The sequence below is a fragment of the Arthrobacter sp. N199823 genome, assembly GCF_002929705.1.
Classification (GTDB): Bacteria; Actinomycetota; Actinomycetes; order Actinomycetales; family Micrococcaceae; genus Specibacter.
Genome location: NZ_PJIN01000005.1, coordinates 301,859 through 315,163 on the forward strand (window position 1 = coordinate 301,859; position 13,305 = coordinate 315,163).

Here is a 13,305-nt window from a genome sequence, read left to right on the forward strand (position 1 = left end):
GGCAACCGCCCCGGCCGACGCATTTTTGCGCACGTCCGGGGCGGTCTGCCGTGAGCGTCGGCAGTTGCCATTACTTGGCTTCGCTGACCCCGTCCCGCAATTCCAGCACCCGCTCTGCAACGAACCCCGCAATGAGCAAAGCCCCCTGCTGGTTGAAATGAGTATTGTCCTCAATGCCTTCCGGCCAATGAGCGTGGGTCCCGGGCTCGAATTGGGTGAAGTACGCCGCAGACCCGTCCTCACCTGCGGCGGCATACAGCTTGCTGGTCCAGTCGTGGAGATCGATCACCGGGACACCCATGTCTTCCGCAACGCTTCCAACCGCATCCGCGTAGTCTGCCAGGGTGGCCACCGGCACACCCTTGTGGAAGTTGCGTCGCTCCACGGAGGTGCACAGAATAGGACTTGCCCCTAGACTGCGGATCTCCCTGATCATGCGATGCAGATTCACAGAGTAGCCGGCCCCGGCCGCTAAATGCTGCTGCTTCTGGTCATTGTGACCAAATTGGACCAGCACCATGTCGCCGGCCTCGGCTGTCTCTAGCAGGGCTTGCCACAACCCTTCCTCCCGGAATGACTCCGTCGTGGCACCGCCTTTGGCGAAATTATGGACGGCCGCCCATGCATGGACATGCGGCGCCAGATGGGCGCCCCAGCCACTCATGGGGAACTCTTCGGTGGGGCAGTTGGCAACGGTGGAGTCGCCGGCCAGAAGGATTTTCATGGTTGCTCTCTCGATGGGTGGCCACGTTTCGCAGTAGTTGCGATAGTGACCTAAGGGCTGGTTCACTGCCTCCCGGACAAACAGCCCGGAAAGCGCTTTCAAAACCAAACCCTAGGGGCGCACCTCGCCTTAGCGCAAGCCTATGGTCCCGGGAACCTCGATTCCGGAAACTTACCCGGAGAACTCGGGCTGGCACTGGAATTGTGACAGCAGCCACCACTAGACTGGGAATTTGTGAAACCTTTCAATTTTGGCTAGAAGCATTCGACCATAGGAGTTCCATGCCGTCCCCGATCCCCGAGAAATCCAGCCGCCCCGACATTGCCGCCAGTGAACTACGCACCACCCGGCTGTGGGAGTCCCTGCCGGGGCTTTCCTACGGCGGGGACTACAACCCCGAACAGTGGTCCAGGGATATTCGCTTGGAGGACATCCAGCTCATGCAGCAGGCCGGTGTCAATGCGCTGAGCGTCGGCATCTTCTCCTGGTCCTGGCTCGAACCGTCCGAGGGACAGTACGACTTCGACTGGCTCGATGAGATCATGGACAACCTTGCGGCAGCCGGCATCAAGGTTGCCCTGGCTACTGCCACTGCGGCACCGCCGGCCTGGCTCGTTCACAAGCATCCGGAGATCCTGCCGGTCACCGCCGACGGAACCATGCTGGGGCAGGGGTCGCGGCGGCACTACTCGCCGTCGTCGTCCATCTACCGCCAATACGCAGCAAAGATCACGCGCACCCTCGCCGAGCGCTACAAGGGCCACCAGGCGCTGGTGCTGTGGCACGTCGACAACGAACTCGGCTGCCACGTGGACCAGTTCCACGGACCCGAAGATGCCGCGGCATTCCGCAGCTGGCTGGCCCGGCGCTACGGGAGCATCGAGGCGCTCAATGAAGCATGGGGCACCGCCTTCTGGTCACAGCGCTACGGCAATTTTGAGGAAATATTCACGCCCTCCATCGCCCCCACCACACTGAATCCCACGCAACAGCTGGATTTTGCTCGTTTTAATTCCTGGGCGCTCATCGATTTCTACGACATGCTAGTGGCGGTCATCCGCGAGGTCACCCCCCACATTCCCACCACCACCAACTTCATGGCATCGAGTGCCACGAAGGCCCTGGACTACTTCGACTGGGCCGAGCACGTGGACGTTGTTGCCAACGACCATTACCTGGTGGCCTCCGACACCGAGCGCCACATTGAGCTGGCGTTCAGCGCCGACCTGACCCGCGGAGTAGCCGGCGGAAAGCCGTGGATGCTGATGGAGCACTCCACCTCGGCCGTCAACTGGCAACCGCGCAACATGCCCAAGCTCCCGGGTGAGATGCAGCGCAATTCACTGGCCCATGTGGCCCGTGGCGCCGACGCCGTTATGTTTTTCCAGTGGCGCCAGAGCAGGGCCGGCTCGGAGAAATTCCACTCAGCGATGGTCCCCCACGGCGGAACCAACACACGGGTCTGGCGCGAGGTAGTGGAGCTGGGCGCTGCCCTGCAGGCCATGGCCCCGGTGCAGGGCTCCCTCGTGGAGTCCCGGACAGCCATTGTCTTTGATTACGAATCGTGGTGGGCAAGCGAACTGGACTCCCACCCCAGCACCGACGTGAAGTATCTAGAGCTGCTGCGCGCCTTCCACCGCTCCTTGTTCCTGCGCGGCATCACGACGGACTTCGTCCACCCCTCGGCCAACCTGGACGGCTACGACCTGATCCTGGCCTGCACGCTGTATTCCGTGAACGACGCCGATGCCGCCAACATTGCTGCTGCCGCCACCCGCGGGGCAACGGTCTTGGTCAGCTACTTCAGTGGCATTGTTGACGAGAACGACGCCGTCCGACTGGGCGGATACCCCGGGGCCTTCCGCGATCTACTGGGGATCAGCGTGGAGGAATTCCACCCGCTGCCCGAAAGCGGTTCGGTGACTGTCGACGCCGGCTGGTCCGGAACAATCTGGAGCGAACACGTGCAACTTGCGGGAGCCGAGGCGCTGGCGCGCTTCACCGAATACCCGCTGGCGGGCGTACCTGCCCTGACTCGGAACACCGCCGGCACCGGATCCGCCTGGTACCTGGCCACGTTCCCGGACGCGGAGTCGCTGGATGGGATCGTGGGAACCCTACTGGAGGAATCTGGCGTGGTGGCCCCGGCCATTGCAGCTCCAGGCGTTGAGCTGACACGCCGGCGTGCAGCGGACGGAACCGGCTACCTGTTCGCCGTCAACCATGGTGCGAGTGACGCCGCAGTCGCCGCTTCGGGCATAGAGCTCATCAGCGACACACCGTTTGCCGGGGTTGTGGCGGCCGGTGCCGTAGCCGTCATCGCCGAGTCCTAACCGCAGGCCGACTCCAGGACCACAAAGAAGCGGCCGCTCGGTCTGCAGGATTTCCTGCAGACCGAGCGGCCGCTTCTTTGTGGTGCCTTTTTGAAGTTACGTTTTTATGGCTGCAAACTCCTCTGGCGGTAGCGCACCGACACAACCGCCAGTGTCATGGCCCCGGGGCCTATAAAGACCAGCGGCGGCAGCATCCACACGAACGTCAGGCACATGCCTAGGGCGGCCACCAGTAGGGCGGTGCCGATCCAGTCATTGGCGGCGTCACGTTTGGCCTGCGCCCAGGCGCCCACCCAAGCCGAAGGCTGGGTGTTCGCCGTCGAGCCTGCCAGCACAGCGACGCTTTCCCGCTCCGCCTGCCACAACCCGGCAGCACGCAGCAACAACACGGCGAGCCCACCAGCCAGCAAAAGGGTTGCTGCCATGACCATACGGCCGCCGGGCAGTTGGTCCGAGCCGGCCAGCAGCACGTTGACGGAGGCAACCGCACCGGCCCCCAGAAGGGCGACCCCAAATTTCCAGCTGCCTGAGAGGGCAACCTTGAAGTCCGCCCACAGGGAGGCAATGGTGTCCGGAAGCCCTGCGATGTGCCGCTCCATGTGCGCTGCACCGGCAGCGTAGGCTGCCGGTGCAGTCACGATGGGAAGCGCCAGAACAAACAGACACACACCCACGAGCAGCGTCTCGCTCAACAAGGCAAACTTGTTGACTTTGGGTGCTGCCGTGGCGGCAAGCCTGGCATTGCGAGCCTGGCGGGTTTCCCTGGTGGTTCGACTGTCGGAAGCCATAACTAGCCCTTCAATCCCTGCGTGGAGACACCTTCGACGATGTGGCGCTGGAAGATCAGGAAGAACAGCAGCACGGGGAGCAATGCGAGGACGGACATGGCGATCATGGCGCCGTAGTCGGAACTTTGGGTTTGGTCCACGAACAGGCGCAGTGCCAGCGGTAGCGGGTATTTGTCCGGGCTGTTCAAGTACAGCAGCGGGCCCAGGAAGTCGTTCCAACTCCAGATGAACGAGAAGATGGATGCGGTGATGATCGAGGGCTTCATCAGCGGCAGCATGATGCTAACGAAGATCCGCACATGCCCTGCCCCGTCGATCCGTGCAGCTTCGTCGAGCTCCCGGGGGAGATTGCGCATGAACTGAACCATGAGGAAGACGAAGAACGCCTCGGCACCCAAGAACTTACCCAGCAGCAGCGGAACGTAGGTGTCCACCAAGCCCAGCTGCTGGAAGATGATGTACTGCGGAATGATAACCACATGGAACGGCAGCAGCAGTGTGACGATCATCAGGGTGAAAAACAGCTGCCGCCCTGGGAAGTTGATGCGTGTGAACGCATACGCCGTCACAGTGGAGGACAGCACCACCCCGATGACGGAGCCAACGGCCAGAAACAGCGAGTTGCCAAAGAACTGCAACGTGCTGACTCCGCCGATGCCGTCCATGGCCTTGACGAAGTTGTCGAAGCTGAAGTTGCTGGACCAGATGGCTGCGTTGCCGACAATTTCACTACTGGGCTTGAACGAGGAGGCGACCATCCACACAGCCGGATACATGACCACAACGATCAGGGCCAGAGACACGCCATGGAACAGCAGCGACTTCAGGCTCCGGCCCAGAATGGTCCGGCTCTTCGGGTCGCGGTCGATGGAAGTCTCCGGGGCCGTGGTCTTCGTCTTGAGTGCTGTGGTTGTCATTTTTCGTCTCCGCTGTAGTGGACCCAGTTATTGGAGGTCTTGAAGAAGATCAGCGTGATGATGCCGATAGCGATCAGCAACAGCCAGGCCATGGCCGAGGCATAACCCATCCGGAAGTCTCCAAAGCCGCGCAGGTACAGGTAGAGGGTGTAGAACATGGTGGATCCTGCGGGCCCGCCGGAACCGTTGGAAATGATGAACGCGGAGGCGAAGATCTGGAACGCGTGGATGGTCTCCATCAACAGGTTGAAGAAAATCACCGGGGACAGCATGGGCAGGGTGATGCTGGTAAATTTCTTCGCCCACCCGGCCCCGTCCATCTCGGCCGCCTCATAGAGTTCGGCCGGGACCTGCTTCAGGCCCGCCAAGAAGATGATCATGGGGGCGCCGAACTGCCAGACAGTCAACAGGATCATCATGGGCATGGTCATGTTCGGGTTGCCTACCCAGCCGCCGATCCCGATCCCGAAGAAGCTCAGGATCTGATCCACCGGGCCGGCGTCGCCAAACATTGCCTTCCAGACAATGGCGATGGAGACGCTGGCACCGATGAGCGAGGGAACATAGAATGCAGAACGGTAAAAGCCCTGCCCGCGCCGCTTGCTGTTGAGCAGCATCGCAATGGCCAGTGCAGCCAGCAACTTGGTCGGGGTACCAAAGACTACATACGTCAGAGTCACCTTGACGGACTGGATGAAGCGATCATCCTGGAACAGGTTCGCGTAGTTGTCGAAACCGATCCACTTGGGCGCTTCAAACAGGTTGTAGTTGGTGAATGAGAGGTACAGCGAGGAGATCATGGGCCCGGCTGTCAGGACAATGAATCCCAGCAACCAGGGCAACAGAAAGGCGTAACCGGTGCGGGCTTCCGCCCTCCGCTGCTTGGACTTCTCATTTCGCAGCGGAGGGCCGGACTTCGCCCGCCGGGCAGGGGCTGATGTTTGCGTCAATGCTCTGGCTTTCGTCGACTACGCGTTTTGCTTGATGACGTCTTCAGCCGAGGTGAACCACTGGTCGACAGCCTGATCCACTGTGACCTTCCCGTAGTTCAACTCTTCCTGAATACGCAGGAACTCAGACTCCAGCGTGCCAAAGCCGACGATGGGCGGCTCGGGTGCGTCGCTGAGGTAGTCGGCGATGGACTCTTCGTAGGCTACAACCTGAGCATCGACACCTTCAAAGGTGGTACCTTCTCGCTGCTGCTTGGAGGCAGGAACGCCGCGTGAGGTCTTGAAGATCTCCCCGACCTCGGGCGAGTTGACCATGAAGTCAATGAACTTCGTGGACGCGTCCTTGTTCTTGGTCTTCGCGCTGGCCACCATCAACATCGAAGGCTTCAGGAATAGGCCCAAGTTCTCGGGGTCGTCTGACGGAACCGCAACCATCTTCAATTCCGCGACGCCTGAATCACCAATGTAGCCGGCCATGAAATTGTCCCAGGTGGGCTCCGAGACAGTCTTGTTCGAGCCGAAGGGCGACTTCGGCAGCAGCTGCGTGATCTTATCTGACGGGATGATGGCAGGAGTCCCGCGCAGGTCCGCATTGAGGTTCCACCACTTCGCCAGATCAGCCTTGGCAAAGCCAAGCTTGCCTTCAGGGGTGAAGTCGGTGATCTTGTTCTGGCGCAGCCAGATGTTGAACTGCCACCAGATGCCGGTGAAGTCTGTGGAACCGTAGTACTTTCCATTGCTCTTGGTGCCGGCGTCCGTCAGGAACTGCTGGTACTCGGCATAAGTCCACTTGCCGGTCGGCTCGGCAACACCGATTTCCTTCAGCTTGGCCGGGTCATAGTAAACAGCAAAGGCGTTGGTGCTGGTGGGGATGCCGAACTGCTTGTCATTGACCTTGCCGGAAGGCAGCAGAGTCTTTTCAAAGCCCGACAAGTCGATTCCGGCCTCACTCAGGTCCAGCAGCTGGTTGCGCTGTGCATAGTCACGCAAGTAGGACAGGTCCCATTGCATGACATCCGGCAGTCCGCCACCGGCGGCCTCGGTGGCACGCTTCTGCCAGTAGCCGGCCCAGTCAGAGAAGGTGCCAACAACCTTGATGGTGGGGTTCTTCTCGTTGAACAGGGCGATCGCCTTGTTGGTGCGCTCGGCACGGTCATCGTTGCCCCACCAGGTGTAGTTCACCACGGTGGGGTTCTCCGCGGTGCCGCCACCGGCCTCGCTGCCGGACTTCCCACATGCAGACAGCAAAGCCGTGGCAGCCACACCCGTGGCTATGGTGGTGATGAAATTCCTTCTGCTGATCATTGGAGCTCCCTCGCTCATTGATTCGAACGGCGCCGTTGTGGCGGCCGCAGATACAGTTATGGGGGTGTTTTGCCACACAAGTATCTGTGACGCCGATTACACCTTATGAAACGATACAATAATCTGTTTTTTCCGTCTTGGCAAGCGCATTCCCAGAACTGGGTGTCACAGCTTCACATTGCATTGTGAGCGGTAACAGCTCGATTTCGCTTGCCAGCGGCGCTTGGGCCGTCCACCGAATTTAGCCGGTTGAGCACCCCGCTGGAACGTGGCGCCACTGAACGAAGAATTCAAGCAGCAAGCGAGCTGGCCTCTCGGTCAGACCCGTTCAAGAAGACGGGCCCGCTCCTCCGCAGTGATGGCCAGCAGCGAGCCATGGCGGGCACCAGGCGGCAGCACAGCATCCGGCACATGCTCCCAGACGGCTGCGGCTAAATCAGTGGTGGTGAACAGCTGGTATCCCCGGAGACCAAACTCGTCAGCTAAAAGGTACCAGCGCCCGCCCGCAGGATCGGCGGCAACTGCCGGCCCCTCTGCCTGGACCATGAATCCCTTGCCAATATCTTCGGCCAAGGGTACAAAGGCTGGGTCTTCCAAGGAAAATCCCACCTCACCAAAGATGTGCCGGCCGCGATCAGTCGCCCCTCCCTGGTCATTGGCCGAAAACCGATACCACCGGCCGCCGTCCACCAAGAACGTCGCGTCGATGACGTCATGTCCCAGATCCAAGTAGATCTCCGGCTTCCCAAAGGTGCAGAAGTCTGTGGTTTCGGCCACCATCATGCGCTGGTGGCTACCAGATCCACGGTCAGTGCTTGGAGGAAACAGTGCCGAAGCCCAGAAGACCAACCACACCTGGCGCTCAGCGGACCAGAAGGCCTTGGGTGCCCAGGTGTTGCCGGCCTCGGGCATGGACACGCGGCGCCTGAACGGCCCGTCCCACTGCACCAGATCAGCGGATTCCCAAACAATGATGGAGTCGCTGCCGTGGCGGGTGGCACGGTTCCAGTCCTGTCCCGGACCTATTTTCAGGTCGGTGGCAAGCAACACAAAGGTGCCGGTTTTTTCATCGCGGATCAGGAAGGGATCGCGAGTGCCCCTCTCCCCCACGCCGGAATGCAGCACCGGACGCCCGCCGTTGAGCGCCGTCCAGGCAGTCGGTGTCGGCCCGTCACTGAGCGCGAACCTGACCTGTTCACCGTCGGGCTCTTCTTCACTGAGGAAGTATGAGAGCAAAAAGCCCCCGTCCGCCGTCATACCCGTCCTGCCGACGCGGCATCCGGCAGTGGCAGGCACAGCGGCGGCCCGGACGGCACCACCTGTTCCAGCAGGCCGTCCGGCCCGTGATGCAAGCGGTCGAAGCGCAGCTCACGGTGATAGCCGTTGCCCTCGGGCAAGGCGAAGCGATGGTAGGCAATGACCCAGTGATCCGTGCCGGGAACCGCCGTAATGGAGTGATGGCCCGTGGCCAGGATTCCCCGTTCCACGTTCTTGCGCAACAACACCCCCTGGTAATGCCATGGGCCCAGTGGCCCAGCCCCGGTGGAGTAGTGCACCTGGTAATCCTCGCTGCGGGTGTCATCGACCGACCAGGATAGAAAGTAGTCCGTTCCACGGCGGTGCACCCACGCTGCTTCACGGAAGTTCTCCGGCACCCATGAAACCACGTCGGCCGGCGCGAACGAGAGCATGTCCTGAGCTAGGCGTACGCCGTGTGCGGTGCCGTTGCCCCAGTAAAGGTAGGCCGTTCCGTCGGTATCCATGAAGACTGCCGGGTCGATCGCGACGCCGTCAAAATCTCCGGGGGCCACCAAGGGCCGGCCCGAGTCAATATACGGGCCGGTCGGCTCATCGGCCACGGCGACCCCAATGGATCCCCGGTCTGCCGTGAAGTACAGGTAATGCTTTCCGTTGGCCTGTGCGTAGGCTGGTGCCCACGCATGTCCGGAGGCCCACGCCGCGAACCGGACGTCGAAGACTTCCCCGTGGTCCTGCCATGTGCGCAGGTCCGAGGATGTGAATGCGCGGAAGGCGGTGGAGCCCCACTCCGGCGATCCGTCTGTAGTGGCCAGGACCAGGTAGCGCCCGTCCACGACGTCGATATTTGGGTCGGCGAAATACCCGGCGATGGGCGATGGTGTCTCACCACGCCAGCCGTTTTGGCTGCCCACTACGCCTTTTCCACGTTAAGTTCGACGACGGCCCAGGACAGTGCGGGCAGCGTTAGCGTCAGCTTGTTCCCGGCAGCCGCAACGCCGTCGAGTGCGCGCAGGCCCACCTGATTCGGAAGGGTCAGCGTATTCTTGGCAAATCTGTCCAGCCCCATGGGAACGTCAAGCACCTCAGCCCTGATGACCGATCCGGCGTCGAACCCACGCAGGCGCACCTCCACATCCGCAGCCCCATCGAGCCCGCGGTTGGCAAGGAACAATGCCATCCGACCGGTCCCCTCGTCCCATGTAACGCTGACATCAACCAGGTCTGCATCACCAAACCGTGAGGTTTCCACTTTGTCCGAATCCACCACGGTGCGCATGATCTGGCCCTTGGCCACCTCAGCCATCCGCGCGAACGGGTGGAAGATGGTCTGGCGCCATGCCGGACCGTTTGGCTCCGCAAGGATCGGGGCAATGACATTGACCAGCTGCGCCTGATTGGCAATTTTCACCCTGTCACCGTGACGCAGCAACGAGTTCAGCAGGGTGCCAACCACCACGGCGTCAGTGACGTTGTACTTGTCCTCAATGACACGCGGATGCTCCTGCCAGCTCTGCTGGGAAATCTGCTCGGGGCTGTCGGAATCTGCGGGTCGGCTATACCAAACGTTCCACTCGTCAAAGGAGAGATTGATGTGTTTCTTGTGCTTGCCTTTAGCGCGCACGGCATCGGCGGTGGCCACCACAGACTCAATGAAGTAGTCCATGTCCACGGCACTGGCCAGGAAACTCTCGGCGTCTCCGTCCTGTTCCTGGTAGTAAGCGTGAAGGGAAAGGTAGTCGACCTCTTCGTAGGTATGAGTCAGTACCGTCTGCTCCCACGCCCCGAAGGTCGGCATGCCGGAGTTGGAGGAGCCGCAGGCCACGAGCTCGATGCTCGAGTCCACTAGGCGCATAGCCTTGGCGGCCTCCTGTGCCAAGCGGCCGTATTCCTGAGCGGTCTTGTGCCCAATCTGCCACGGACCGTCCATCTCGTTTCCAAGGCACCACAGTTTAATGCCAAAGGGATCCTTGTGACCGTTCTTCGCCCGCAAATCCGAGAAGTAGGTGCCACCGGGATGATTGGCATACTCGACAATTTCCCGAGCCGCATCAACACCGCGGGTGCCCAGGTTGATGGCCTCCATGATCTCGGTACCGGCTTTCTTGGACCAATCCACAAACTCATGCAGGCCAAAAGCGTTGGATTCCACCGTGTGCCAGGCACCGTCGAGGCGCCGCGGCCGGTCAGCCACCGGGCCGATGCCATCCTCCCAGTTATAGCCGGAGACAAAGTTGCCGCCGGGATACCGGATCACCGTCGCACCCAGCTCCTTCGTCAGCTCGAGTACATCCCCACGGAAACCTTGATCGTCTGCCTCCGGATGCCCGGGCTCGTAAATGCCGGTGTAAACACAACGACCCATGTGTTCCACAAACGAACCAAACAGTCGGCGGGGAACCTCCGCAACGGTGAAATCTCGGTCAATGCTGATTCGTGCACGGGACATATCAGTTCGCTCCTTGGTCATTCATGCCTGGCGCAGAAACACGCCTCCTAGGCTGACACCCGGCATGTGCGCAACAACAATTGTGAGCGCTAACACATGTACTGTCAAGGAAATTTTGAAACCTTTCACAAATTCTGGGCATCCCGAAGAAGGTCCGGCAGCCCGGAAACGCTATGATCAATGAGCCATCCCAGGATTTCCCTTGACGGACCAGCGGAACGGGTTTTCAACGCAGAACGGCGCGTTCCCCTCCTAGGCAGGGAACGCGCCGTCGTGCGTTGAAAAGATGGCTGAGCCCTTGGTGAGGACTAGATCAGGCCCTGGGCCAACATGGCATCGGCAACCTTGACGAAGCCGGCAATGTTGGCGCCAACCACGTAGTTACCCGGCGAGCCGTAGGTGTCTGCGGTCTCGGCGCAACGGTCGTGAATGCCAACCATGATGTTCTGCAGGCGTGCCTCCGTGTGCTCGAAGGACCAAGCGTCGCGGCTGGCATTCTGCTGCATTTCCAGCGCCGAGGTGGCCACGCCACCGGCGTTGGCTGCCTTACCGGGTGCGAACAAGATGCCCGCTTCCTGGAAGACGGCAACTGCACCGCTGGTGGAAGGCATGTTGGCGCCTTCAGCAACGGCGACAAGGCCATTCTTCACCATGCGGGTTGCAGCCTCGGTGTTGAGTTCGTTCTGCGTGGCACAGGGAAGCGCGACAGACGCGTTGACGTCCCAGACGGAACCGCCCTCAACGTAGCTAACAGAGGAGCCGCGGCGCACTGCGTATTCCTTGAGGCGGCCACGCTCTTTTTCCTTGATCTGGCGGAGCAGGGGAACGTCAATGCCGTTCTCATCCACAATGTAACCGGAGGAATCCGAGCAAGCTACTACCTTGGCGCCGAGCTGCTGAGCCTTCGCGATGGCGAAAGTTGCAACGTTGCCGGAACCTGAAACGACTACGCGCTGCCCATCGAGGGAGGTGCCGCGCGTCTTCAACATTTCCTGGGTGAACATGACGGTGCCGAAGCCGGTGGCTTCCGGACGCACCAAGGAGCCACCCCAGCCGATGCCCTTACCGGTCAGAACGCCGGACTCGTAGCGGTTGGTGATGCGCTTGTACTGGCCGAACAGGTAGCCGATTTCGCGACCCCCAACACCAATATCGCCCGCGGGAACGTCGGTGTACTCGCCAATGTGGCGGTACAGCTCTGTCATGAAGCTCTGGCAGAAGCGCATGACTTCGCCGTCGGACTTGCCGCGCGGGTCAAAGTCGGAACCGCCCTTGCCGCCACCGATAGGCATGCCGGTCAGTGCGTTCTTGAAGATCTGCTCGAAGCCGAGGAACTTCACAATGCCTAGGTACACGGAGGGGTGGAACCGCAGGCCACCCTTGTACGGGCCAAGTGCCGAGTTGAACTCAACGCGGAAACCACGGTTGATCTGCACGCGGCCAGCATCATCCATCCACGGCACGCGGAAGATGATCTGACGCTCAGGCTCGCACAAACGCTGCAGCACGGCTGCGTCGACGAATTCTGGATGTTTATCCAAAACCGGGCCAAGGCTTTCGAAAACTTCCAAAACAGCCTGGTGGAATTCTTTTTCGCCGGGGTTACGAGCTAAAACTTGCTCCCGGATGGCTTCGAGCCTGGTATCCATGAGTCTCCTGAAAAGGGTGAGGCACCGTCACGCGGCGCATAAATATGCTCTCTCGCCATTTTCCAGTCATGCCAGCGCATACGCCAATTCTTCTCACAGTTCAGTCATTTATGCGTGATCTTGCGGATTATGGCGGAGCAAGATGCCCTTCTGGGGTGTTACGGCGCTTTACTGCTCGGCTAGTTTTTGCGACGTTTGAACGTGGGCAATGCAGGCAAGCTGGACAGCAAGTCAGCCGCCTTGTTCGCAGCCCTGCCTACGCTACGGCTGAATTGTCCTGGCGCGCCGCCGTCGTTCTCATTCGCTTGAACAACCCCGGACTGCACGCTGCCAAACGGCACAACCTCAGCAGGCTTACTTGGGGCTGAGGGCGTCTGCGCCGCCGGAACTGCGGGAATCACCGGAACTGCCGGAGCCGAACCGTTCGATGCTGGCTCGGCGGAAACTTTCACTGCCGCGGCATCAGCCGGCACAGCTGCCTCACCGCGAACTGGATCCGTAGCGGGCGCGCTCGGCGCCATGGAGACCGGCGCAACAACTAGCGGAGCCGCAGCAACCTCGCGATGCTTGGCCGGATGCGGGGCGACAGCGGCAGAATTTGTGGCTGGCACCGCAACAGCGGCACCGTTCCGGGCTACCGCAGGTGTAGCGGCACCAGTAGTGGCACCGGCCCCGAGGGACTGCAGCCACGTAGACACCAGGGCAAGCGGCTCAGTGTTAATACCGTAGTAACGCTTCTGACCCTGGGCGCGCATGGACACCACACCGGCTTCACGAAGCACTCGCAAATGCTTTGAGACAGTTGGCTGGGACACTCCGAGTTCATCCACAAGCTGCCCCACCGATTTGCTCTCTTGAGCAAGGGCTTCCAAAAGATCTCGGCGGGTGCTTTCGGCGATCACCGCAAAGACTTTTTCAACAACCATTCCACTA

At 60.8% G+C, this 13,305-nt stretch carries 11 protein-coding genes; 1 reads left to right on the forward strand and 10 read right to left on the reverse strand.

The annotated features are described in order from the left end of the window. Nucleotides 1-70 precede the first annotated feature (70 nt). Nucleotides 71-724, reverse strand: coding sequence for a rhamnogalacturonan acetylesterase (locus CXQ93_RS13330; protein WP_104110912.1), 654 nt, complete (start codon nt 722-724; stop codon nt 71-73). Nucleotides 725-1,005: 281 nt separating this feature from the next. Here CXQ93_RS13330 and CXQ93_RS13335 point away from each other — a divergent pair, with 281 nt between their 5' ends. After that, nucleotides 1,006-3,057: a beta-galactosidase gene (locus CXQ93_RS13335; RefSeq protein ID WP_104110913.1), complete on the forward strand. Its 2,052-nt coding sequence runs from the start codon at nt 1,006-1,008 to the stop codon at nt 3,055-3,057. 104 nt (nt 3,058-3,161) lie between these two features. On the opposite strand, the gene CXQ93_RS13340 is transcribed toward CXQ93_RS13335, so the two are convergent. The 9 genes from CXQ93_RS13340 to CXQ93_RS13380 all read right to left on the reverse strand — a co-directional run bounded on the left by CXQ93_RS13340 (nt 3,162) and on the right by CXQ93_RS13380 (nt 13,298). Further along, nucleotides 3,162-3,845 (reverse strand): Poxvirus protein I5, encoded by a 684-nt coding sequence (locus CXQ93_RS13340; protein WP_258068997.1) that lies wholly within the window; start codon nt 3,843-3,845, stop codon nt 3,162-3,164. 2 nt (nt 3,846-3,847) lie between these two features. Further along, nucleotides 3,848-4,762: a carbohydrate ABC transporter permease gene (locus CXQ93_RS13345; RefSeq protein WP_104110914.1), complete on the reverse strand. Its 915-nt coding sequence runs from the start codon at nt 4,760-4,762 to the stop codon at nt 3,848-3,850. Beyond that, a complete protein-coding gene (locus CXQ93_RS13350; protein WP_373418346.1) occupies nt 4,759-5,664 on the reverse strand; it encodes a carbohydrate ABC transporter permease in 906 nt (301 codons plus the stop codon). The genes CXQ93_RS13345 and CXQ93_RS13350 overlap by 4 nt, the downstream gene beginning before the upstream one ends. Nucleotides 5,665-5,730: 66 nt before the next feature. After that, on the reverse strand, nt 5,731-7,017 hold the full coding sequence (locus CXQ93_RS13355) for an ABC transporter substrate-binding protein (protein ID WP_104110916.1): 1,287 nt from the start codon (nt 7,015-7,017) through the stop codon (nt 5,731-5,733). Between the two features lie 318 nt (nt 7,018-7,335). After that, nucleotides 7,336-8,274 carry a glycoside hydrolase family 43 protein gene (locus CXQ93_RS13360; RefSeq protein WP_104110917.1) on the reverse strand — a complete coding sequence of 313 codons (939 nt, stop codon included), beginning with the start codon at nt 8,272-8,274 and terminating at the stop codon, nt 7,336-7,338. Then, nucleotides 8,271-9,188, reverse strand: coding sequence for a family 43 glycosylhydrolase (locus tag CXQ93_RS13365; RefSeq protein WP_104110918.1), 918 nt, complete (start codon nt 9,186-9,188; stop codon nt 8,271-8,273). The genes CXQ93_RS13360 and CXQ93_RS13365 overlap by 4 nt, the downstream gene beginning before the upstream one ends. Beyond that, the gene (locus CXQ93_RS13370; protein ID WP_104110919.1) at nt 9,188-10,723 is read right to left on the reverse strand and encodes an alpha-N-arabinofuranosidase; all 1,536 of its coding nucleotides are present in this window, start codon (nt 10,721-10,723) and stop codon (nt 9,188-9,190) included. The genes CXQ93_RS13365 and CXQ93_RS13370 overlap by 1 nt, the downstream gene beginning before the upstream one ends. 308 nt (nt 10,724-11,031) lie before the next feature. After that, the gene (gene gdhA / locus CXQ93_RS13375; RefSeq protein WP_104110920.1) at nt 11,032-12,372 is read right to left on the reverse strand and encodes an NADP-specific glutamate dehydrogenase; all 1,341 of its coding nucleotides are present in this window, start codon (nt 12,370-12,372) and stop codon (nt 11,032-11,034) included. A gap of 179 nt (nt 12,373-12,551) precedes the next feature. After that, nucleotides 12,552-13,298 (reverse strand): helix-turn-helix transcriptional regulator, encoded by a 747-nt coding sequence (locus CXQ93_RS13380; RefSeq protein ID WP_104110921.1) that lies wholly within the window; start codon nt 13,296-13,298, stop codon nt 12,552-12,554. Nucleotides 13,299-13,305 lie beyond the last annotated feature (7 nt).